This window comes from Actinoplanes sp. NPDC051851 (genome assembly GCF_040681165.1).
Classification (GTDB): domain Bacteria; phylum Actinomycetota; class Actinomycetes; order Mycobacteriales; family Micromonosporaceae; genus Actinoplanes.
Genome location: NZ_JBFAYF010000023.1, coordinates 69,057 through 91,327, shown reverse-complemented (window position 1 = coordinate 91,327; position 22,271 = coordinate 69,057). Strand labels below are relative to the sequence as shown.

At 71.4% G+C, this 22,271-nt stretch carries 18 protein-coding genes; 5 read left to right on the top strand and 13 right to left on the bottom strand.

Annotated elements, in window-relative coordinates; translation table 11 throughout:
* Positions 1–8: 8 nt before the first annotated feature.
* Genes cheB through AB0M08_RS22465 form a run of 3 tightly spaced genes read right to left on the bottom strand, consistent with a single transcriptional unit; the run spans position 9 to position 4,612 of the window.
* Positions 9–1,073, bottom strand: a complete 1,065-nt coding sequence (cheB, locus tag AB0M08_RS22475; protein ID WP_364496364.1) for a chemotaxis-specific protein-glutamate methyltransferase CheB — start codon at positions 1,071–1,073, stop codon at positions 9–11.
* A gap of 15 nt (positions 1,074–1,088) precedes the next feature.
* The gene (locus AB0M08_RS22470) at positions 1,089–2,651 is read right to left on the bottom strand and encodes a chemotaxis protein CheW (RefSeq protein ID WP_364496361.1); all 1,563 of its coding nucleotides are present in this window, start codon (positions 2,649–2,651) and stop codon (positions 1,089–1,091) included.
* 20 nt (positions 2,652–2,671) lie between these two features.
* A complete protein-coding gene (locus tag AB0M08_RS22465; protein WP_364496358.1) occupies positions 2,672–4,612 on the bottom strand; it encodes a methyl-accepting chemotaxis protein in 1,941 nt (646 codons plus the stop codon).
* A 196-nt stretch (positions 4,613–4,808) separates the two neighbouring features.
* On the opposite strand from AB0M08_RS22465, the gene dtd reads away from it, so the two are divergent.
* Complete coding sequence (gene dtd, locus AB0M08_RS22460) at positions 4,809–5,231, top strand: D-aminoacyl-tRNA deacylase (protein ID WP_364496355.1); 423 nt, start codon at positions 4,809–4,811, stop codon at positions 5,229–5,231.
* On the opposite strand, the gene AB0M08_RS22455 is transcribed toward dtd, so the two are convergent.
* The gene (locus AB0M08_RS22455; RefSeq protein WP_364496353.1) at positions 5,228–6,016 is read right to left on the bottom strand and encodes a sporulation protein; all 789 of its coding nucleotides are present in this window, start codon (positions 6,014–6,016) and stop codon (positions 5,228–5,230) included. The two genes, dtd and AB0M08_RS22455, sit on opposite strands and share 4 nt — an antisense overlap.
* Positions 6,017–6,233: 217 nt before the next feature.
* On the opposite strand from AB0M08_RS22455, the gene sigB reads away from it, so the two are divergent.
* On the top strand, positions 6,234–7,187 hold the full coding sequence (gene sigB, locus AB0M08_RS22450; protein ID WP_364496480.1) for an RNA polymerase sigma factor SigB: 954 nt from the start codon (positions 6,234–6,236) through the stop codon (positions 7,185–7,187).
* 13 nt (positions 7,188–7,200) lie between these two features.
* Here sigB and AB0M08_RS22445 read toward each other — a convergent pair whose 3' ends face one another.
* Positions 7,201–9,750, bottom strand: coding sequence for a GNAT family N-acetyltransferase (locus tag AB0M08_RS22445; protein WP_364496351.1), 2,550 nt, complete (start codon positions 9,748–9,750; stop codon positions 7,201–7,203).
* Between the two features lie 12 nt (positions 9,751–9,762).
* Positions 9,763–10,944 carry an acetoin utilization protein AcuC gene (locus tag AB0M08_RS22440; RefSeq protein WP_364496348.1) on the bottom strand — a complete coding sequence of 394 codons (1,182 nt, stop codon included), beginning with the start codon at positions 10,942–10,944 and terminating at the stop codon, positions 9,763–9,765.
* A 239-nt stretch (positions 10,945–11,183) separates the two neighbouring features.
* On the opposite strand from AB0M08_RS22440, the gene AB0M08_RS22435 reads away from it, so the two are divergent.
* Positions 11,184–11,876 carry a metal-dependent transcriptional regulator gene (locus tag AB0M08_RS22435; protein WP_364496346.1) on the top strand — a complete coding sequence of 231 codons (693 nt, stop codon included), beginning with the start codon at positions 11,184–11,186 and terminating at the stop codon, positions 11,874–11,876.
* 57 nt (positions 11,877–11,933) lie between these two features.
* On the opposite strand, the gene AB0M08_RS22430 is transcribed toward AB0M08_RS22435, so the two are convergent.
* Positions 11,934–12,494 (bottom strand): hypothetical protein, encoded by a 561-nt coding sequence (locus tag AB0M08_RS22430; protein ID WP_364496343.1) that lies wholly within the window; start codon positions 12,492–12,494, stop codon positions 11,934–11,936.
* Between the two features lie 128 nt (positions 12,495–12,622).
* On the opposite strand from AB0M08_RS22430, the gene AB0M08_RS22425 reads away from it, so the two are divergent.
* Entirely contained in the window at positions 12,623–12,904 is a 282-nt protein-coding gene (locus AB0M08_RS22425) for a hypothetical protein (protein WP_364496340.1), read from the top strand.
* Positions 12,905–13,001: 97 nt separating this feature from the next.
* Here AB0M08_RS22425 and AB0M08_RS22420 read toward each other — a convergent pair whose 3' ends face one another.
* The 6 genes from AB0M08_RS22420 to nrdR form a co-directional block, all read right to left on the bottom strand.
* The gene (locus AB0M08_RS22420; protein ID WP_364496337.1) at positions 13,002–13,514 is read right to left on the bottom strand and encodes a hypothetical protein; all 513 of its coding nucleotides are present in this window, start codon (positions 13,512–13,514) and stop codon (positions 13,002–13,004) included.
* A gap of 84 nt (positions 13,515–13,598) precedes the next feature.
* Complete coding sequence (locus tag AB0M08_RS22415; RefSeq protein ID WP_364496334.1) at positions 13,599–14,504, bottom strand: alpha/beta hydrolase; 906 nt, start codon at positions 14,502–14,504, stop codon at positions 13,599–13,601.
* 245 nt (positions 14,505–14,749) lie between these two features.
* Positions 14,750–15,586, bottom strand: coding sequence for a glycoside hydrolase family 16 protein (locus AB0M08_RS22410; protein ID WP_364496332.1), 837 nt, complete (start codon positions 15,584–15,586; stop codon positions 14,750–14,752).
* A gap of 235 nt (positions 15,587–15,821) precedes the next feature.
* Positions 15,822–16,502, bottom strand: coding sequence for an SGNH/GDSL hydrolase family protein (locus AB0M08_RS22405; RefSeq protein WP_364496329.1), 681 nt, complete (start codon positions 16,500–16,502; stop codon positions 15,822–15,824).
* A gap of 606 nt (positions 16,503–17,108) precedes the next feature.
* Complete coding sequence (locus AB0M08_RS22400) at positions 17,109–20,015, bottom strand: vitamin B12-dependent ribonucleotide reductase (protein ID WP_364496326.1); 2,907 nt, start codon at positions 20,013–20,015, stop codon at positions 17,109–17,111.
* A gap of 49 nt (positions 20,016–20,064) precedes the next feature.
* The gene (gene nrdR, locus AB0M08_RS22395) at positions 20,065–20,583 is read right to left on the bottom strand and encodes a transcriptional regulator NrdR (RefSeq protein WP_364496323.1); all 519 of its coding nucleotides are present in this window, start codon (positions 20,581–20,583) and stop codon (positions 20,065–20,067) included.
* A 743-nt stretch (positions 20,584–21,326) separates the two neighbouring features.
* Between nrdR and lexA the strand changes: the two genes are divergently transcribed.
* Positions 21,327–22,118, top strand: a complete 792-nt coding sequence (lexA, locus tag AB0M08_RS22390) for a transcriptional repressor LexA (RefSeq protein ID WP_364496320.1) — start codon at positions 21,327–21,329, stop codon at positions 22,116–22,118.
* Positions 22,119–22,271 lie beyond the last annotated feature (153 nt).

The following is a 22,271-nucleotide window of genomic DNA, read 5'->3' as shown; positions in this document are numbered from 1 at the left end:
CTCCGCGCTCAGCGAACCCAGTCGGCCAGTCGCCCGGCGATCTCGTACGCGGGCAGCACCTCGGTGGCGCCGCCGCGCCGGGACAGCTCGCCCGGCATGCCCCAGACCACGGCCGTCTCCTCGGACTCCGCGATGGTCCGGCCGCCGCCCGCCTTGACCTCGGACATCTCGGCGGCGCCGTCGTCGCCCATCCCGGTGAGCAGCACGCAGACCAGCCGCTCCGGGTCGACGTACCGGCGGGCCGAGGCGACCATCCGGTCCACGCTCGGATGCCAGCGGTACTCGGCCGCGGCCGGCACGCTCTTGACGATCAGGCCGTCGCTGCGGCGGGCCACCACCACGTCGGCCCCGCCCCGGCCGATGTAGACGCCGCCACGCTGGACCGGCATGATCCGGTCCACCTCGTGCACCCGCAGCGCGCACTCCTCGTCCAGCCGCCGGGCCAGCGGGGCGGTGAACGAGGCCGGGATGTGCTGGGCCAGCACCACCGGTGCCCCGAGTGTCCCGGGCAGCTGCGGCAGCAGGTCGGAGAGGAGGGCCGGGCCCCCGGTCGACGAGCCGATCAGCACCATGTCCACCGATCCGGCCGCGGAGAGCTGCCGGCGCGGCGGGGCGGCCGCCGTCTTCTCGCGCTGGGCCCGCATCCGGTCGCGCAGTCCGCCGGCCCGCTTCAGCCGGACCGAGGCGGCGCCGCGCACCTTGCGGATCAGGTCGGCGGAGACCTCGTCGATGTTGAGCGAGACCGTGCCACCCGGTTTCGGCACGTAGTCCACCGCGCCCAGTTCCAGCGCCTCCAGGGTGACCAGCGCGTTGTGCTCGGTCAGCGAGGAGACCATCACCACCGGTGTCGGCTGCTCCTCCATGATCCGGGCCAGGCAGGTGAGGCCGTCCATCTCCGGCATGTTGACGTCCAGGGTCACCACGTCGGGGTGGACGCGTTCCAGCTGTTCCAGGGCGTCCACCCCGTTGCGTGCGGTGTGCACGTCGAACTCGCCGGCATCGGTGAGGATGCCCTTGAGCGCGCGGCGCATCAGGGCCGAGTCGTCGACCACCAGGACTGACGTGGCTACCACTGCGAGAGACTCCGATCAGAGGGCGACGAGCGCCTCGTCGGCGACCGACTCGCAGATCTCCGCGGCCTCTGCCGCCTGGTCCGCGGCGAGCAGCTGGTCGACCTGGACGAGCAGGAGCATCCGCTGCTGGTCCGGCAGGTTCGCCACCCGGGACACCACCCGGGCCTGCTCGGCGGAGAGTTCCGGGGCCGGTTCCAGCACGTTGCGGCCGACCCGGGCCACCTCGGCCACCGAGTCGACGATGAAACCGGTCCGCACCCCGCCGATGATCAGCACGACGATCCGCTGCCGCTCGTCCCGCTCGCCCCGGCCCAGACCGAGCCGGGTCCGCAGGTCGACCACCGGCAGCACGGTGCCGCGCAGGTTGACCAGCCCCTCCACGAACGGGAGCGACTTGGGCACCCGGATCAGCGCCTCGGGCACCCGGATGATCTCCTGCACCGCGTCGACGTCGACCGCGTACTCCTCCTCGTCGAGACGGAACACGACGAACAGTTCCTCGTCGCCCCGGCCGTCGTCGGCCACCGCCGTACGGTCCTCCGCCATCTCCCCCTCGTCCTCCGCGTAGTCGGCGATCTCGTCGCGTACCTCGGGCGAGTCGAACATCCGGTTGACGCTCAGCACCGAGACCAGCCGCTTGCCGTCCTCCAGCCGGACCACCGACTCCACCTCGGTCTTGCGGCCCTCCCCGGCCACCACGGCGGGCAGCGGGGCGACGAGCTGGTGCGGCACCCGCAGCACCTCGCGGACGGTGTCCATCACGACACCGACCACGCCCTCCTCCAGCGACACCACGACGATCCGGTTCTGTGGTTCGAGCGGCGTCACCGGCAGCCCGAAGACCCGGCGCATGCTCACCACCGGCAGCAGCCGCCCGCGCAGGTCGATCACGCCGAGCACCCGGCTGCCCGCGTTGGGCACGTGGCTCACCGCCTCGGGCGCCTGGACGATCTCCTGCACCTGGTCGATCGGGAGGGCGTACTCCTGGCCCTCGACCGCGAAGCTGACCAGCTCCAGGGTGTCGTCGAGCTCGCCGTCCCCGTCGTTCTCCCCGGGCATCCGGGGCGACGCGTCGCGCTGCGCGGTGCGCTGGGTCTCGGCGAGGCGGGCGAACTGGCTCCCGATCAGGCGGTCCACGTCGAGCACGGTGGTCATCCCGCCGCCGTCCGACTTGATCACGCCGACCAGCACGTCGGACTGGACCGTCGACTGCACCGCGTCGGCCGGCTCGACCGCCGACGGGTCGATGCTGATCACGCTGGAGACCCGGTCCACCACGAAGCCGAGCGGCACCCCGCCGTCCACCACGATCACCCGGGTGGTCTCGTCGTGCGGGGTCTGTTCCATCGCGCAGCAGAGCCGCAGGCTGACCACCGGGAGCACCCGGCCGCGCAGGTTGGCCAGGCCCTCCATCGACGGCGGGCCGAGCGGCACCTTCACCACCGTGGGCATCCGGATGATCTCCTGGACCCGGCGCATCGGGAACGCGTACCGCTCCCCGGCCATGTCGAAGGTGACGTAGTCGGCGCTGTCCTCGTCGAGGTCCGCCTCGACGGCCTCGTCCATGTCGACACTCATCGTGTCCTCTCCGGTCCGGCTCAGGCCGCGTTCTGCAGCTCGTCGGCGAGCGCGGCGATCTCCTCGACCGCGGCGGCCAGTTCCTCGGCGCCCTGTGCCTGCTCGCGCGCGGCCGTGGAGGCCTGCCCGGCCAGGGTCTGCGCCTGACTGGCGGCGGACGAGATCTGCTCCAGGCCCTTCTTCACCTCGCCCAGCGTCTTCGCGATCGTCTCCGCGGACTCGCGGACCTCCTCGTTGCCGGTGCGCACCTGCTGCATGTCCCGCTCGATCTCGGCCAGCCGGGAGGTGGTGGCCTTGGCCGCCTCCACCTCGGCGAGCGACATGCGGCTGGTCTCCTCCAGGTCGCCACGCACCTCGACGATCCGGTCCTGCACCGCCTTGACCAGGTCCTTGATCCGGTCGGCGTTGTCCGCCGAGTCACGGGCCAGGTTGCGGATGTCGGTGGAGACCACGGCGAAACCCTTGCCGAACTCGCCGGCCCGGGCCGACTCGACCGAGCCGTTCACCGCGAGCATGTTGGTCTGGATCGAGACGTTCGCGATCGCGTCGACGATCTTGTCGATCCGCCGGGAGATCTGCTCCAGCTCGGTGACCTTGCGGACGTTCTCGATGCCGTCGCGGGCGGCGGTGCCGATCGCGTCGATCATCGAGTCGACCGCCTCCCGGTTGGTGCCGAGCAACTCCAGGATCGCGTCGGCGCGCTCCACCGCGGCGGTGCCGCGGGTCGCCGAGAGCTGGGCGCCCTCCTCGATCTGGCTGACCGCCTCGGCGGTCTGCGCGCCCTTCTCCGCGGCGGTACGCGCCCCCGAGCTGATCTCCTTGATCGCCACGTCGATCTGCCCGGCGGCCCGGTTGATCTCCTCCACCGCCGCGGAGAGCTGCTCGGCCGTGGAGGCCACGTCCTCCGCGCTCTTGGCGATGTCGGTGCTGCTGCGCAGCGTCTCGGCGACCTCGGCCAGGTTCTCCGCGGCCTGGTCGCTCTGGCGCAGCGCCTGGGTCTGCTGGCCGACCGTCTGCAGCGACTCCTCGCACGCCGCGGACTGCTCCTCGGCCGCCGCGGCGATCTCCTCGGAGCGCTGCTTGGCCGCGCCGGCCGCCTTCTTGGCCCGGTCCGCCGCGGTCGCCATCTCGGTGGCCCCGGTCATGATCGTCCCCATGTCGGCGCGGATCGTCTCCAGCTGCGAGGTGATCGTGTTGCCCTTCTCCACCTCGGTGCGCGCCGTCTCGGCCGACTTCTGCACCGCCCCGGCGATCTCGGTGACGCTGTTGCGCACCTCGTCGATCAGGTCGCGGATCTGCCGCGCGCTGCGCTCGCTGGTCTCGGCGAGGGTGCGTACCTCGTCGGCGACCACCGCGAAGCCCTTGCCGTGCTGCCGGGCCCGGGCCGCCTCGATCGCGGCGTTCAGGGCCAGCAGGTTGGTCTGGTCGGCGATGTGCGCCACGGTCTTGACGATCTCGCCGATCTCGTCGGCCTGCTTCTCCAGCTCGGTGATGGTGACCACCGAGGCGGTCTGCCGGGCCGAGGCGCTGTCGACGTTGGCGAGCAGCCCGCTGATCCCGTTCCGTGTCTCGTTGAGCAGGCTCTGCAGCGCCTGGCTCAGCTCGGCCACCTGCCGGGTGGTCTGCTCCTGGCCACCGACCCGCTCCTCGACCTGGTTCATCGCGGCCAGGCTCTGCTGGGTGGCGCCGGAGGACTGCTCGGCGCCCGCCGCGATCTGCTGCATGGTCTCGGAGAGCTGCCGGGACGCCTCGGCGGCCTGGGCGTTCTGCGCGGAGATCTCCGCGGTCGCCGTCGCGATCCGCTCGGCCGCCTGCTGCTGCTTGGCGACCGACCGCGCCTGGCGCCGGGTGGCGTCGTTGTCCGGTGGCCGGCCCGCCCTGGTCGTCGCGGGGGCGGCCGCCGGCCGGGACGTACGAGCGGTCTCGGTCGTCCGCCCGGAGGCGGTACTGGTGAGGGGCATGGGTGTGTCTCCCATCTGAATCCGGTCGGGCGCGTCGCCCTCGGTGGGGCCCGGACACCGCCCGGCCCGATCCGCCGACGGCCCCTCCGCCCCTGACGAATCCTGGCACCGGCCCCTTCGCGATGAGGACGTATTCATCCAAACCAATCCTTTGCGGCTGCTACCGTGAGGCGGCCCGCGAAAGGACGGATTTTTGATGCGCGCACTGGTACAGACCGTCAGCCGGGCGAGCGTGACCGTCGGGGACGAGATCGTCGGCGAGATCAAGGACGGACTGCTGGTCCTGGTCGGCGTCACCCACGACGACACCCCGGCGACGGCCGCCGATCTCGCCCGCAAGACCTGGGAGCTGCGGATCCTGGACGGCGACCGGTCCGCGGCGGACGAGAACGCGCCGCTGCTGGTGGTCAGCCAGTTCACGCTCTACGGCGACGCGCGCAAGGGCCGCCGCCCGACCTGGAACGCGGCGGCGCCGGCCGAGGCCGCCGAGCCGCTGGTCGAGGCGTACGTCGAGGCGCTCCGCACCCGGGGCGCGACGGTGGAGACCGGCCGTTTCCGCACCCACATGCTGGTGGAGAGCGTGAACGTGGGCCCGCGCACGCTCCTGCTGGAGATCTAGAAGAGGAGCCCCCGGCGCTGGGCGGCCTGGCGCAGCCACCCGTCCAGCTTCGCCACCCAGTCGACCTGGTCCACAGTGGCGTAGTCCACGTCGAAGCTGCCGAACGCGTCGTGGCCCTCGGTGAAGAGGCCGCCGCGCTTGTCCAGCTCCAGCACCACCTGCAGCCGCCGGGGCGTGGGCAGGAAGGTCAGCTCCAGCTGGTTGATGCCGCGGGCGAACGGCGGAGGCGGATAGAACTCGATCTCCTGGTAGAACGGGAGCTCCTGCTCGACACCGTAGACCCGGCCACGCTCCACGTCGGCCCGGCCGAACCGGAATCCGAGCCGCAGCAGGGCGTCGAGGATCCGCTCCTGGGCGGGCAGCGGGTGCACCGCGACCGGGTCCAGGTCGGACTTGTCGACCGCGCGGGCCACCTCGAGCTCGGTGCTCAGGCCCATCGTCATGCCGTGCAGGTGCTGGCCGTACACCTCGGTGATCGGGGTCTGCCAGGGCACCGGGAAGGTGAACGGGACGTCGTGGCGGGCACCCGGCTCCAGGCGGAACGAGCCGGTCAGCCGCTGCCGGTGGAACTCCTGGTCGGTGTGGTACTCGCTGTCGCCGCTCTCCACCTCGACCCGGGTGAGCAGGCCGATCGCCAGGTACTCCACGTCGACCGGGTGGTCGCCGCCGAGGATCTGGACGGCGCCCTCCAGGGTGCCGCCGGGACGGCAGTCCGGGCTCGTCAGCACGGCGTCGACCGAGGGACCGCCCACCCCGAGCGCCTGGAGCATTCGCTTGAAGACCACGACTGAACAGTAACCCGCTGTGACAACCCGAAAACGTTTGTCGGTAAGGCGACGTCAGGGTTCTCCCTGATTCATGCCACCTGGACGCTGGCCTCACCTCCGCTTAACGCGCCTGCGACAAGACTTCTCGGCACCGGCACGGATGCGGCTGGTACGCACGAGACGGGGGAGGGGACTTCAGATGGTCCTGCAGACGAAGGCGACGGTTGAGGACATCATGACGGACGACGTCGAGCCGCTGGCCGACCTCGACGCCACGGACGAGCGCGGCGTCTCCGCCGACCTGGTCCGCGCGTACCTCAACGGTATCGGCCGGACACGCCTGCTCACCGCCGTCGAGGAGGTGACGCTCTCCAAGCGTATCGAGGCAGGCCTCTACGCCGAGGAGTTGCTCCCCGGCGCCGCCGACGACCTGGCCCCGCTGCTCGAGATCATCGCGGCCGAGGGCCGGGCCGCCAAGAACCACCTTCTCGAGGCGAACCTCCGCCTCGTGGTCAGCATCGCGAAGCGCTACACGGGTCGCGGCATGGCGTTCCTGGACCTGATCCAGGAGGGCAACCTCGGCCTCATCCGCGCCGTCGAGAAGTTCGACTACACCAAGGGCTACAAGTTCTCCACGTACGCCACCTGGTGGATCCGCCAGGCCATCACCCGCGCCATGGCCGACCAGGCCCGCACCATCCGCATCCCGGTGCACATGGTCGAGCAGGTCAACCGGATGGTCCGGGCCCGCCGCGACCTGGCCGCCCAGCTCGGCCGGGAGGCCACGGTCGGCGAGATCGCCCAGGCGATGGGCGTGCCGGAGTTCCAGGTCATCGAGCTGATCTCGTACGACCGGGAGCCGGTCAGCCTGGACCAGGCGGTCGGCGAGGACGGCGAGAGCGCGCTCGGCGACTTCGTCGCGGCGGCCGGCTCGGCCCAGCCCGGCGAGAGCCTCGGCCAGGGCGAGCTGCGCGGCCAGGTGGAGATCGTGCTCGCCACGCTCTCCGAGCGGGAGTCCGCGGTGATCCGGCTGCGCTTCGGCCTGGACGACGGCCGCCAGCGCACCCTCGACGAGGTGGGCCGCGAGTTCGGCCTGAGCCGCGAGCGGATCCGCCAGATCGAGAAGGTCACCATGCTGAAGCTGCGCGACCCGGAGCGGGCCTCCCGCCTCGAGGCCTACGCCAGCTGATCCACTCGATCCGTCACACCGGCTCCAGCCGACGGGGGCCGGTGTCGGGGCGGACGCCCGGGTCGCCGAACTCGATCGCGGCGTGCAGCACCGAGAAGCCGTCCGGGCGGACCAGCACCGGGTTCAGCAGCAGCGAGCGGACCCGGCCCTGCTCGTCGGCGAGCCGGCCCACCCGCAGCAGCAGGTCGATCAGCGCGTCCCGGTCCACCGGGGTCGAGCCGCGGTACCCGTGCAGCAGCGGTGCCGCGCGCGGCTCGTCGACCAGTGCCTCGGCCGCCCGGTCGGTCAGCGGGGCGGCCCGCCACGCCAGGTCGCCGAGGAGCTCGCTGGCCACGCCGCCGAGACCGAAACCGACCACCGGGCCGAACGCCGGGTCCTCCACCACCTCGATCACGCAGGCCACCCCGGGCGCGACCATCGTCTGCACCAGCACCTCGGCGCCGAAGGTGCCCGCGAGCTCGGTGTACGCCGCGCGTACCGCGACCGGGTCAGCGAGGGCGAGGCGGACGGCGCCGAGGTCGATCCGGTGGCGCAACCCGCCACCCGCCGCCTTGAGCGCCACCGGGAAGCCCAGCCCCTGCGCCGCCCGGGCCGCCGCGTCCGCCGAGTGGACCAGGGTCGACGGCACCACCGGGATGCCGTACGCGGAGAGCATGTCGCCCGTGGTCTCCGCCGCCCCGGCGGCCGCCGGGTCCACCGCCGGCAGGACCGGCATCACACCCGGCGGGCGGCGCAGCCAGTCCGCGTAGTTGACCACCCGGGCCAGCGCCCGGACCGCCTCCTCGACCGAGGGGTAGACCGGCACCCGCGGCGGCACCCGGCCGAAGACCAGCGTCGCCACCGTCGGCTTCTCCCCGGCCAGCGCCACGCTCGCCAGCGCCGCGGTGAAGTCCGCGTCATCCTCGGTGAGCTGGCCCGGCACCGGCGGCGCGATCACCGCGACCAGCGCGTCCACCCGCTCGTCGACCGCGGCGTCGGCGAGCGCGTCGGCCAGGTCGTGCGCGGTCGCCAGCGGGCTGATGTCCAGCGGGTAGCCCTCCGCCACCACCAGGCCGGCCGCCCGGCAGGCCACCACCGCGAGCGCGCCGAGCGCGGACGAGTTGCCGACCACGGCCACCCGGCGCCCGCCCGGCAGCGGCTGGTGCGCCAGGAGCATGCCGACGTCGAAGAGCTCCTGCACGGTGTCCACCCGGATCACCCCGGAGCGGGCGAAGAGCGCGGTCACCGCGTGGGCGTCCGGGCCGGGCAGGTCACCGGCGAGCCCGGGCGGCCGGGTGGCCGAGGCGACCGCGACCACCGGCTTCACCCGGCTCATCCGCCGGGCCAGCCGGGCGAACTTCCGCGGGTTGCCGAAGGTCTCCAGGTAGAGCAGGACCACGTCGGTCCCCGGGTCGTCCTGCCAGTACTGCAGCAGGTCGTTGCCGGAGACGTCCGCCCGGTTGCCCGCCGAGACGAAGCTGGAGAGCCCGAGGCCCCGCCGGTCCGCCTCGGCCAGCAGCGCCACGCCGAGCGCGCCGCTCTGGCTGAAGAAGCCCACCCGCCCGGCGGCCGGCAGGCGCGGCGCCATGGTCGCGTTGAGCCGGACGTCCGGATCGGTGTTGGCGATCCCGAAACTGCTCGGGCCGATCACCCGCAGGCCGGCGCCGTGCGCGGTCTCGATCAGGTGACGCTGCCGGGCCGCGCCCGCGGCGCCCGCCTCCGCGAAGCCGGCCGAGCCGATCACCACGCCGCCGGCGCCGGCGTGCGCCGCGTCGGCCAGGGCCTCCGCCACCCGCTCCGCCGGCACCGCGATCAGGGCCAGGTCGATCGGCGCGGCGGCGTCCGAGGCCTTCCGGTACGCCGGCAGCCCCGCCACCCGCTCGGCCGTGGGATGCACCGGCACCAGCGCACCGGTGTACCCGCCGTCCCGCAGGTTGCCGAGCATGGCCGCCCCGATGCCCTGCCCGCTGGCGCTCGCGCCGTAGATCGCCACCCCGCGCGGCGCCACCAGCCGGGCGATCGACCGGGCCTCGGTCAGGTGCTCGCGGGACTCCTGCACCTCGCGGGACCTCTCGGTCGGCCGGATCGGGAAGCTGAGGTGGACCACGCCGTCGGCGTACCGGCGCTGGACCTGGTAGCCGGTGTCGCCGAAGACCCGGAGCATCCCGTTGTTCTCCGGCAGCACCTCGGCGACGAAGCGGGTGATGCCGTGCACCCGGGCCGCGTCGGCCAGGTGCTCCAGCAGCACCGAGCCGATCCCCCGGCCCTGGTGCGCGTCCTCGACCACGAAGGCGACCTCGGCGTCCGGCGAGTCCGGGCCGAGCCGTTCATACCGGCCGACCGAGGTGATCCGGCCGTCCGGGTCGACCGTCACGAAGGCCTCGCGGTCCCGGTGGTCCACGTTCACGAAGCGGTGCAGGTCCCGTTCCGGGATCCGCGGGTACGGCGAGAAGTAGCGCAGATACCGGGTCCGGTCGCTCATCCGGGAGTGGAAGTCGACGATGGCATCGGCGTCCTCCGGCCGGATCCGCCGCAGGTGCACGGCGCTGCCGTCGGCGAGCAGGACGTCCGCGCTTCGCTTCACCGTCTTGCCCTTCTAGTCGCGGGGGTCGTACGGGTCCAGGCCGTGCAGCGGGAAGACCGCGTTCCGGGCCGCCAGGACCGCCTTGTCGACGGGGCCGGTGGCATCCGGCGACCAGGGTTCGAAGACGGGCTCCGTACCGTCGGTCATCGCCTCCGGAATCGTAGTGCCCGGACGGCGGGCGGCCGCGAGCTTGCGCCAGGCGGCCGGCGTCGGCGTGCCGGGGGCGAGCGGCTCCCCGGTGGCCACCGCGAGCAGGTGCGACCAGGCCCGGGGGACCACCTCGACGAGGGCGTACCCGCCGCCGCCCATGGAGACCCAGCGCCCGTCGCAGACCTCGTCGGCGAGCCCGCGCAGCGCGATGTACGCCGCCCGCTGGCCGTCGACCGAGAGCCGCAGGTCGGCCAGCGGGTCGAGGCGGTGCGCGTCGGCGCCGCACTGGCTGACGATGATCTCCGGCGCGAACGCCCGGACCACCGAGGGCACCACCGCGTGGAACGCCCGCAGCCAGCCCTCGTCCCCGGTGCCGGGCGGCAGCGGCACGTTGACCGCGCTCCCCTCGGCGCCCGGCCCGCCGGTCTCGTCGCAGAACCCGGTGCCCGGGAAGAGCGTCAGCGGCGTCTCGTGCAGGCTGACGGTGAGCACCCTGGGGTCGTTCCAGAACGCGGTCTGCACGCCGTCGCCGTGGTGCACGTCCACGTCGACGTAGGCCACCCGCTGCGCGCCGTGGTCGAGCAGCCAGGCGATCGCCACCGCCGGGTCGTTGTAGACGCAGAAGCCGGCCGCCCGGGCGGGCATCGCGTGGTGCAGACCGCCGGCCACGTTCACGGCGCGCCGGGCGGCACCGGACCAGACCGCCTCGGCCGCCGCGATGCTGGCGCCGCAGATCCAGGCGGACGCGTCGTGCATCCCGTCGAAGACCGGATTGTCGGGCGTGTTCAGCCCCCAACCGGTGAAGAACGGGTCGATCGGGGCGTGGCGCACCGCGTCCAGGTAGTCCTCCCGGTGCACCCGGGTCAGCGCCGCGTCGTCCGCCGGGCTCGGGGTGATCAATCGCACTCCGGGCCGGTCCAGCACGCCCAGTCCCCGCGCGAGCGCCATGGTCAGCTCGACGCGTACCGGGTTGAGCGGGTGGTCACCCATGTCGTAGCCGAGCAGTGCGTCGTCCCACACCACCGCCGTCGTCTCGTCCGCCATGCGCCACATGCTGCCACTACCCGCCGGTGAGGTCCCATCCTCCGGGCGTGGCCGATGTGTCTCCAGCGCCGCACGGCGCGCTCCGGTACTGTCACGGCGCGCTCATCCGGCGTCGGGGGGTGCCCTCACGCGCGAGGACCGGCCCTTACAGCGCGGTATTATCGCTGCTGGGAGGACCCCATCGTGAACGATCTCGTCGATACCACCTCGCGTGGTCTCACCTGCGGACGGTGGTAATCATGAATGACCTTGTCGACACCACCGAGATGTATCTCCGTACCATTCTCGAACTCGAGGAAGAGGGCGTGCCCCCGCTGCGGGCACGGATCGCGGAACGCCTGCACCAGAGCGGTCCGACGGTCAGCCAGACGGTCGCCCGGATGGAACGGGACGGTCTGCTCACCGTGGAGGGCGACCGGCACCTCGTGCTGACCGACGCGGGCCGCAGCACCGCGGTCTCCGTGATGCGTAAGCACCGCCTGGCCGAGCTGCTGCTCGTCAACGTCATCGGCATGCCGTGGGAGGAAGCCCACGAGGAGGCCTGCCGGTGGGAGCACGTGATGAGCGACTCGGTCGAGCGCCGGGTCTACGAGCTGCTCAACAAGCCGACCCGCTCGCCGTACGGGAATCCGATCCCGGGCCTGGAACAGCTCGGCCTCCCGGACGACGAGTCCGGCGCCGCCGCGGTCTTCGGGCACGGCGAGCGCAACCTGGCCTTCCCCGGGCTGACCGGCAACGTGGTGGTCCGGCGGATCTGCGAGAGCGTCCAGACCAACGCGGACGTCCTGTCGCAGCTGCACGCCGCCGGGATCGACCCGGGCTCGACCGTGACGGTGGCCCAGGAGCGGGACGGCGTCACCATCGACAAGTCGGGCAACAAGATCCGGCTGCCGCGTGAGGTGGCGTCCCGGGTCTTCGTCGCCGCTCGCTGACGCGTCGTCGGCGAGGGCCGGTCCGGAGCTCCGGGCCGGCCCTTGCCGTACGCGTGCTCAGCCGGTGGTGTCCATCGCCTTCGCGAGCTCCAGCAGACCGGTGTTCATGCTGCTGACCTCGGTCTTGTCGCCCGCGCCCTTGGCGAAGGTGAACTTCAGCGTCTGCAGCTGCTCGGCCTCGCTCAGCCAGCCGATCTCCACGACCGGGCCGTGTGTGCCGGCGGCGGCCGAATTCAGCCGGTAGGCGGCCTTGCCGAGCCCTTTGAGCTTGGTCGCCTTCTTCGGGACCCGGTCGTCGTTGAAGACGTCCGCGTCCGCCTTGGTCGACTCGACCACGGAGAGCGTCAGGTCGGGCCAGGAGCCGTTCTCGGTCTGCACCACGCAGGTGGAGGTCTCGTCGACCTGATCCGAGGCGGCCACCGAGAACCGGACGCCGATGTTCTCCTCGATGAAGCCCCAGTCCCAGAGGATGCAGGCACCACCGGCGGAGGCGGCGGGCGCGGTCGCCACGGTCACCGGCGGGAGCGTGGTCGCGGTCTCCTCGGCGCCCTGATCGCACCCGGACACGGAGACGGCGAGCACCACGACGGCGCCGATGGCGGCGATTCGTGTACGCACTGATGATCCTCCCGCGGTCCGCCGGAAACCGTACAAGCCCCGCGCGCCGAACGGAAGGGCCACCTCCGCACTCCATCGATATACGTGCAGTGACGATCGTTCTTGCACAGCTGGTCTACGCTCCGGCGATGCGCGACGGAGGACGTTTCATCATCGGGTTCGGGCAGGCGTTCGCGGTCTGGGCGGTGGCTCTCGCCGTCGTCTTTCTCTTCCGGTACGTCGCTCTCGGCTGGAGTTGCCTCGCCGCCGCCGTGGTGGGAGTGATCCTGATCGGCCAGTGGCACCAGCGACACGCCCGGCGGGACAGTGCCGTGGGCGCGTTCAGCGGTGCCCTGCTCTGGCCGGTCCTGATCGGCGTGGGCATCCTCGCGATCGACTTCGTGTCGCTGCTGACGTCCGATTTCGAATAGAGGCCGGCGGCTCCGCTTTCGTATGGTGCCGGCGACTCCTCGCCACACCCCTCAGCGGCTCCGCGCCACACCACTCAGCGGCTCCGCGCCATACCCCTCAGCGGCTCCGGAGCCACGCCCCGAAGTCCACCGCCGTCCGCACACCGTGGTCCAGTACCGCCGTGTAGACGTCGTAGCCGCCCGGGTACTCCGGCCGCTCGTGCCACAGCTTCTTGATCGCCAGGATCGCCTCGCGCTCCTCGCCGGTCAGCCGCTCGGCCAGCGCCTCGTGCCACTCGACGGCGCCGGTGTGGTCGTCGTTCAGCCAGATCGACAGGTCGACCCGCCACTCCCCGACGGTCAGCCGGAGGTGGTAACGCTGCTCCGCCTCCTTCTCGTCGCGTTCATCGGCGTACGAGAAAGCGGTCATGCCCTTGATCTTGATAGCCGTGCCGAGCAGCACGACGACGTCATCAGGGCTGAACGCGGGACCGCCGAGCAGCATCACGTCGAGGTCGCGCGAGACCATCAGCCCGGAGACGAACGCCCCGGTGGGTGTGAGCTGTCCCAGCGGCTCCAGCAGCGCCAGCACGGCCTGTGCCTCCGCCCGCAGGTCCTCGGGCCCGCTCATGTCGCTCCCCTTCCACGTGTCCGATGTGGGTCACCGATGCCCATTGTGGGACGTGGTGACCCCCGGACTCACACGTGGGGGTGGCTACCGCTCACCGGTCAGGAAACCGGTGATCACCGATGCCAGCGCCGCGGGCTGCTCGATCACCATCGCCGAGGAGGCGTCCGCGAGCGAGAGGTACCGCAGCCGCCCGGCGGTCCGGACCTGCTCGACCAGGTGGTCCCGGTAGGCGGTGTACAGCTCGCCGAAGGACTCCTGCTCCGGCGCGTTCCGGGTGGGGAGCACGACCAGCTCGGGGCAGGTGGTGGCCGCATAGACCGGGCCGAGGTCGAGCCCGCCGATCAGCTCCCGCAGCTGGGAGGTGGTCCACGCGCTGGGCCGGACCGACGTCCGCCCCTCCCGGGTGTGCACCAGATTGCGCCGGAAACCCTCGATCCAGACCTTCTCGTTGGCGCCCATGTCCCGGGCCGCCATCCGCTGCCGCTCCACCAGATCGGCGAGCTCGTCCGCCGGGATGTCCGCACCCGCCGACGCCTCGATCACGTCGAACGCCGACTCCAGCCGGGCCAGCTCCGCCGCCGCCTTCTCCGGATCCATCCCCGGCAGCTGCTCCACCCGGCTCGGCGGCGGGTTCCCGTCCAGGCTCACCACGCCCGGCGACTCCGGGTGCCGCTGCCCCCAGAGCGCCGCCACCATGCCGCCCAGCCCGTCCCCCACGATCGCCGGCCGGTCCAGCGCCAGCTCCACGCAGACCGCCGCGAGATCGCCGAGCGCCGCGTCCCAGCTCCAGTCCCCGTCCGCCGACCGCCCGTGCCCGCGCAGGTCCATGGTGACCACCCGGAAGCCCTCCCGCAGCGCCCGGGCCAGCGTGGTCATCTGCGCGAGATTCCCGCCGGCCCCGTGCAGCAGCACCAGCGGCGCCCGCTCCCCACCGAAGTCCCGCACCGCGAGCTGCACACTGCCCGCCTCCACCAGCCGGTCATGGATCACAGCGCTTCTCTCCCGCTTCCTCTTCCGGTACGTCCACCCCCATGCTGCTCCCCCGTTCCCGCCGCCCGCCGACTACCCCTCCCTCCCCCACCCCCACCCCATCGCACGCAACGACTCACGCGACGACAGCCCCCGAAACAGACGGCCCAGCGACACAGCACCACACCGCACCCACGCAGTCGTCGACAAGACTGGACATAACGCCCGCAAGCCCGCAGCGGACGGCGGACAGCAGGCGGCGGGCGTCAGAGCGTGTTGACGTACGACTTCCCGGCCTTCCGATACGCGGCGACCCGGGCGGTCGCCTGTTTGGCGGTCAGCACCCGGTTCTTCGCGTAGTACACGTAGTCCACCGACTGCCGCCAGACGCTGACCCCGGACCCGGTGTGCCCGCCGAGATCGAGCAGCCACAGGTTGAACGCGATCGTCATGTCGTGCCGGGGGTAGTACTTCCCGGTGTGATCGGCGACCTGCTTACCGTCGAGGTAGTACCGCACGTGCCCGCCGCTCACGGTCGTCATCACCGTGTGCCACCCGGCGAAGCTGCGGTACTCGTCGGTCTCCTTCGAGTCCCCGCACTCCTCCCCCGCCCGCGCCCACGAGGTCTGCGTGTTGAGGGTCCGCGTCTCGTCGTATCCCCCGTTGGGCAGGTACTCCGAGAAGTCCGTCTCGCTGTACGCCGGATCGCACCCGTCCACCGAGGAGATCGCGAAGAACGTCTCCACCAGATGATCCCCGTCGACGCCGCTCTCCGGCCGGTCGGCGAACTTGATCCGCGCCAGGTAGGTGCCGGCCCGGCTCTTCTCCGCGGCCCGCCCCACCTCCGCCTGTGAGGTCCCGGCGGCCGTCCCGTCCGTCCGCATGGTCAGCCGCAGCCCCCGGCTCCCGTCGACCGTCGCGAACCCCACGTTCGCCGCGCTCCAGGTCGCCTCCCCGGCCACCCCCGGCGCACCCGTCCCGGTCCGCACCACCCACCCGTGCTTCCGGAGCGCACTCACCGACCCCCAGCTGAAGTCGTCGAAGAGCCCCACCGGCGCCGCCGCACTCGCGGGCACTCCACCGCCCATCAGCAGAACCGGCATCACACCGAAAATCAAAGTCTTCCTCACGTACGTCGACCGTACGGGAACCCGCCACGACGAGACCCCCAAAGGCCCCGGCCGACCTCGCGGAGGGACGGCCGCACCTCGCCCGGATCGTCGCGCAGCGGCGCAGCGGCACCGGCGGCACCGGCGGTGCGGCGCGCAGCGGCACCGCCGGTGCGGCCGCGACGACGAGGCCCGCCGTCGCAGGAACCCGTGTCGAGCGGCGGCCGGGTCAGGCCACCAGGCGCAGCCAGGCGTCCGCAAGGGCGGCATGGCCCGCCGGTGTCGGGTGCACGCCGTCCTCGGACCAGTGTTCCGGGCCGGTTCTCGCCGCCAGGCCGGCGAACATCTCGTCCGCGGGGAGCAGGTGCGCGCCGTACTCGACGGCGAGTCGCCGGACGGCCGCGATCTTCGGGTTCAGGCCGGTACGCCAGGCACGCCGGACGCCGTCGTCGATGATCACCGCGCCGGATCCGCCGTCGCGATGGATCCCGGCCTCGACGACGCGGTGGACCGGCAGGAGGAAGGGCTCGATGAGGATGATCTCGGTGCCCGTCGCGGCCAGTGGGTCGAGCAGGCGGCGATAGCCCGCCGCGAACTCGTCCGCCGAGATCTCGTGGCCGTCCGGGTCCAGGGTGTGCCAGCCGTTGTCGTTGACCCCGACGAGGATCGACACCAGGTCGGGCCGCACCTCGAGCACGTCGGCCTGCCAGCGCGCCTCCAGATCGCCGACCCGGTCACCGGCGTGTCCGGTGTTGAGCCAGGTGATGGGCCGGCCGGGGTGCCGGAAGCACCATTCGCCGGCGATCCGGAGCGGGTACCCGGCCCGGTCCTCACCGTCGGGCCGCCACAGGTCGGTGATCGAGTCGCCGGTGAACATCACGGTGGCGCCCGGCCGCAGGGTGATCGTCATACCGTCGAGCCTGCCGGGCCCTGCTGACAGGAACCGCACACCGTCCTGACACCCGCCTGGCAGCCCCGTTCCGCCTCTTGGCTGGTCGTGAGGGGTGTCTCGGCGGGCTTGAGTGACCCCTGGGCGCCAGCTTTCCCGGCGTGGCTGGCGTTCACGGGTCTCTCGGAGCGCCCGAGACACCCCGAAGCGCCAGCCCACCGGCCTGAGACACCCCGGATCGCCAGCCGGACCGGCCGCGGCGCCCTGGACCGCCGGCTCACCGTCCGCGGGGTGCCACCCGTGTCATACCCCTGTGCGACTCTCCCCGGTATGCCCGGAGCCCGCTCACGCATCCGTTCCGACGCCACCCTGCGCCTGTTGCTCGAGAAGATCGTCGAGTACGGCCTCTCCGAGCATGTCCGCAATCTCGTCCAGGACGCGCAGCGGCACATGGGACAGCGCAGTCCTTATCGCGGCGGCAGGACGCTCACCGAAACAGGTGGTGGACCGGGCCGACCGGGTTCTGCGGCTGGGAGAATGAGCGACCGGATCGCGCGGGCGGTACCCGTACCGGAAAAGAAGCGGGCCATGCGCAGACAGCGCATGGCCCGCAGGTGGTGCGGAAGGTCAGCTGCAGCCGGAGGTGGAGCCGCAGCCCTCGCAGACGTAGCAGCTGCCCGCGCGGCGCATCTTGGTGCCGCAGGTGAAGCAGAGCGGGGCGTCCGCCGCGTGGCCCGTGACGATCTCCAGGAGCTCGGTGGAGGAGCCCGCGGTGATCGGTGCCGCGCCGCTGGTCGAGGCCTTCGCCTCGGCGACGGTGACCGTGGAGGTGCCCGCCGGGGTGGTGGTGACCGGTGCGGAGACCGCCATGTCGGCCAGGTCCGCGGCGGCGGCCTCGGCGGCCGCCTCGGCCTGCGCCTGGGCGGTGCGCTCCTTGGCGGTGAAGATGCCCAGCTCGGAGCGGGTCTCGTAGGGCAGGAAGTCCAGCGCCAGGCGACGGAAGATGTAGTCCATCACCGAGGACGCCATGCGCACGTCCGGGTCGTCGGTCATGCCGGCCGGCTCGAAGCGCATGTTGGTGAACTTGCTGACGAACGTCTCCAGCGGGACGCCGTACTGCAGCCCTATCGAGATCGCCACCGAGAAGGCGTCCATGACGCCGGCCAGGGTGGAGCCCTGCTTCGACATCTTCAGGAAGACCTCGCCGAGGCCGTTGTCCGGGTAGGACGACGCGGTGAGGTAGCCCTTGGCGCCGGCGACCGAGAAGGAGACCGTCTCGGAGGAGCGCTTCTTCGGCAGGCGCTTGCGGATCGGGCGGTACTCGATGACCTTCTCGACGATCTTCTCGACCGCCTTCTCGACGGCCTCGGCCTCGGCGACCGCGGGCGCGGCGGCCTTGGCGGACTTGCCGGCCGAGAGCGGCTGGCCGACCTTGCAGTTGTCGCGGTAGATCGCGAGCGCCTTCAGGCCGAGCTTCCAGCCCTGGTAGTGGATCTCCTCGATCTCCTCGATCGTCGCCGTCTCCGGCATGTTGACGGTCTTGGAGATGGCGCCGGAGATGAACGGCTGGACCGCGGCCATCATCCGGACGTGACCGATCGGGGCGATCGACCGCTCGCCCATCGCGCAGTCGAAGACCGGGTAGTGCTCGGTCTTGAGGCCGGGCGCGTCGACCACGTTGCCGTGCTCGGAGATGTGCTCGACGATCGCCTCGACCTGCTCCTCGGGGTACCCGAGGCTGCGCAGCGCGCGCGGCACCGTCTGGTTGACGATCTGCATGGAGCCGCCGCCGACCAGCTTCTTGAACTTGACCAGGGCCAGGTCGGGCTCGATGCCGGTGGTGTCGCAGTCCATCATCAGGCCGATGGTGCCGGTCGGGGCGAGCACCGACGCCTGGGCGTTGCGCCAGCCGTTCTTCTCACCGATCTTGTTGCCGTTCTTCCACTGCCTGGTGGCCTCACGGACGATCTCGGAGGCGACCTCACCGACGGGGCGGACCTCGTCGTTGGCGGCGGCGTGCTTGCGCATGACCCGCTGGTGCGCCTCGGCGTTGCGGGCGTAGCCGTCGTACGCGCCGACGATCCCGGCCAGCTCGGCCGAGCGGCGGTACGCGGTGCCGGTCATCAGCGAGGTGATCGCCGCGGCGACGTTGCGGCCGCCCTCGGAGTCGTACGGCAGGCCGGAGGCCATCAGCAGCGCGCCGATGTTCGCGTAACCGATGCCGAGCTGGCGGTACGCCCGGGTGGTGACCCCGATCTTCTCGGTCGGGAAGTCCGCGAAGCAGATCGAGATGTCCATCGCGGTGATGATGAACTCGACGCTCTTGACGAACTTCTCCACCTCGAAGCCGCCGTCGGCCTTGAGGAACTTCATCAGGTTCAGCGACGCCAGGTTGCAGGACGAGTCGTCCAGCGACATGTACTCCGAGCACGGGTTGGACGCGGTGATCCGGCCGGTCTCGGGGTTGGTGTGCCAGTCGTTGATCGTGTCGTCGTACTGCAGGCCCGGGTCGGCGCACTCCCAGGCGGCCTTCGCGATGCCGCGGAAGAGCTTCTTGGCGTCGATGGTCTCGATGACCTCGCCGTTGAGACGGCCACGGAGGCCGAACTCGGTGCCCTCCTCGTACGCCCGCATGAACTCGTCGCTGACCCGCACCGAGTTGTTGGCGTTCTGGTACTGCACCGAGACGATGTCGGAGCCGCCCAGGTCCATGTCGAAGCCGGCGTCCCGCAGCGCGCGGATCTTGTCCTCCTCGCGCGCCTTGGTCGAGACGAACTCCTCGATGTCCGGGTGGTCCACGTCGAGGATGACCATCTTGGCCGCGCGGCGGGTGGCACCGCCGGACTTGATGGTGCCCGCGCTGGCGTCGGCGCCGCGCATGAAGCTGACCGGGCCGCTCGCCGTGCCGCCGGAGGAGAGCAGTTCCTTGGAGGAGCGGATCCGGGACAGGTTCACACCCGAGCCGGAGCCGCCCTTGAAGATCAGGCCCTCCTCCTTGTACCAGTCGAGGATCGAGTCCATCGAGTCGTCGACCGAGAGGATGAAGCAGGCGCTGACCTGCTGCGGCGACTTGGTGCCGACGTTGAACCAGACCGGCGAGTTGAAGCTGAACACCTGGTGCAGCAGCATCCAGGTCAGCTCGTGGTCGAAGAGCTCGGCGTCCGCGTCGGTCGCGAAGTACCCGTACTCCTCGCCGGCCTTGCGGTAGGTCTGCACGACCCGGTCGATGATCTGCTTCAGCGACCACTCGCGCTCCGGGGTGCCGACCGCGCCGCGGAAGTACTTGGTGGTGACGATGTTCGCGGCGTTGACGCTCCAGTCCGTCGGGTACTCCACGCCACGCTGCTCGAAGTTGATCGAGCCGTCCCGCCAGTTCGTCATGACGACGTCGCGGCGTTCCCACTCGACCTCGTCGTACGGGTGGACGCCCTCGGTCGTCCAGACCCGCTCCACACGCAGCCCCCTGGTCGCCGCGGTGCCGTTGCTGCTCGCCCGGCTGCGCTGACGCCCTGCTGTGACGCCGTCTCCGGCCATAGAAATGAACTCCCCCTGATAAGTACCGGACAAGGTTCTTTGGGCTTCTTCAGCCGTTGAGCTTTGGCGCACGGGCGCCGGACCGCGGCGCGACAGCATGTCGCGTCCCGGCTTCCCGGACCGCCGGTGCCTCGCGCAGCGCCGCGATCTCCTTCTCGAATTCGTCGAGAGAGTCGAACGACTTGTAGACGCTGGCGAATCGCAGATAGGCCACCTGATCGAGCTCCCGCAACGGGGTGAGGATCGCCAGCCCCACCTCGTGACTCGGGATCTCGGCTGCGCCCTTGGCCCGGATGGTCTCCTCGACCCGCTGCGCGAGCAGCGCGATCGAGTCCTCGTCGACGGGCCGGCCCTGACAGGCCTTGCGGACGCCACCCATGATCTTCGTCCGGCTGAACGGCTCGGTGACGCCGCTGCGCTTGACCACCGCGAGGACCGCCTCCTCGACCGTGGTGAACCGCTTGCCGCACTCGGGGCACGAGCGACGGCGACGGATCAGCTGACCGTCGTCGGCCTCGCGCGAGTCCACCACGCGGGAGTCCGCGTGCCGGCAGTACGGGCAGCGCACCGCTCTACTCCTTCTCCGGAGCCTCTCCCGACGGAGTCCGGACATGCCGAAGCGCAGCGAAACGACGGTCGGAACCATCGGCGACGCTGTGGACGAGCATGTGGATAACCGGGGAGAGGAAACCCAACCTGTGGATGACAGACATCTTCGTGACCACTAGATGTTGGGGTAGACGCTAAAGCGCGGCGGACGCCGATGCAAGTTGGCGAGCATGCCGACGCGCCGTATTTTCCACCTCACCACCGGGGGTGAAGCGCCGGTCACGGGGCGCTCCGGAGAGCGTGCACCGAACCGGGCGGTGAACCGGACACGACCGGCGCGTGTCACCCAGAAGGGAACGCGACGACGACCCGGCTCAGGCCCCGGAGGCCGTCGTGAACAAGACGACACTCGCCAGGGTTGCCATCGCGAGGAAGAGACCGAGCAGCACCGCCCGGCCACGCCGCGTCAGCCTCAGCGGCGGATCCACGTGTCGCGCGCCACTGACCACCATCACCAGACCCCTTTCGGACACCCGTTCGATAGAACGCCCGTACGACGGTCTATCAGAACAGGTGTGCGGAAGTCGAGTACTTCCGGGCGACACGCCGGGAAAATCTCGTACAGATGTTTGAATATGACGGGGACGCCTATTACGGTTTCCCATCAAGAGGGGTCAGCCGGACATTCGCCATCCCCACGGCGTACGCCCGGCTCCGCGACGCATCACGTGCCGACTGGCACAGGCCGACAGGGAGGGCGACGTGTCGACCGACGACCGCAGCAGCCGACGAGAGCAACCGAGCAGGACACCGGAGCCCGGCACGCCGGCCGCGTCCCGCCGCCGCACGACGAGCCGGGGCCGCTCCGGGGACGCGCCGCAGCTGCGCTCGGTCACACCGGTCGGCACCGTGGCCGAGCCGGTCGCCGCCGACCTGACCACCCGGCAGCGGCGGATCCTCGACTTCATCCGCGGCTGGGTGGAGAAGTACGGCTACCCGCCCAGCGTCCGCGAGATCGGCGAGGCGGTCGGGCTGGTCTCCCCGTCCAGCGTGGCGTACCAGCTGAAGGCCCTGGAGACCAAGGGCTACCTGCGCCGCGACCCGAACAGGCCGCGCGCCGTGGACGTCCGCGCGCCGGGCGAGCTGGGCGACGACGACGCGCTGCGGGCGGCCCGGCCGCAACCGGCGTACGTCCCGCTGCTCGGCCGGATCGCCGCCGGCGGCCCGATCCTCGCCGAGCAGGCGGTGGAGGACTTCTTCCCGCTGCCGCGCGAGCTGGTCGGCGAGGGCGAGGTCTTCATGCTGGAGGTCAAGGGCGACTCGATGATCGACGCCGCGATCTGCAACGGCGACTGGGTGGTGGTCCGCCAGCAGCCGAACGCGGAGGCGGGCGACATCGTGGCCGCGATGATCGACGGCGAGGCGACCGTGAAGAGCTACCGGCAGCGAGACGGCCACGTCTGGCTGATGCCGGCCAACCCGGCCTTCGACCCGATCCCCGGCGACGACGCGACCATCATGGGCCGGGTGGTGGCGGTCCTGCGCCGGGTCTGATCACTTTCCGCCACGAAAAAGGCCGGTGCATCGCACCGGCCTTTTCTCATCTGCCCTGGTTGCCGTTACCGCCGTAGGTACCACCCGGGCGGGGCGGCTGCGGCCCCCGGGGAGGCTGACCCTGCGGGCCCCGCGGAGGCTGACCCTGGGGAC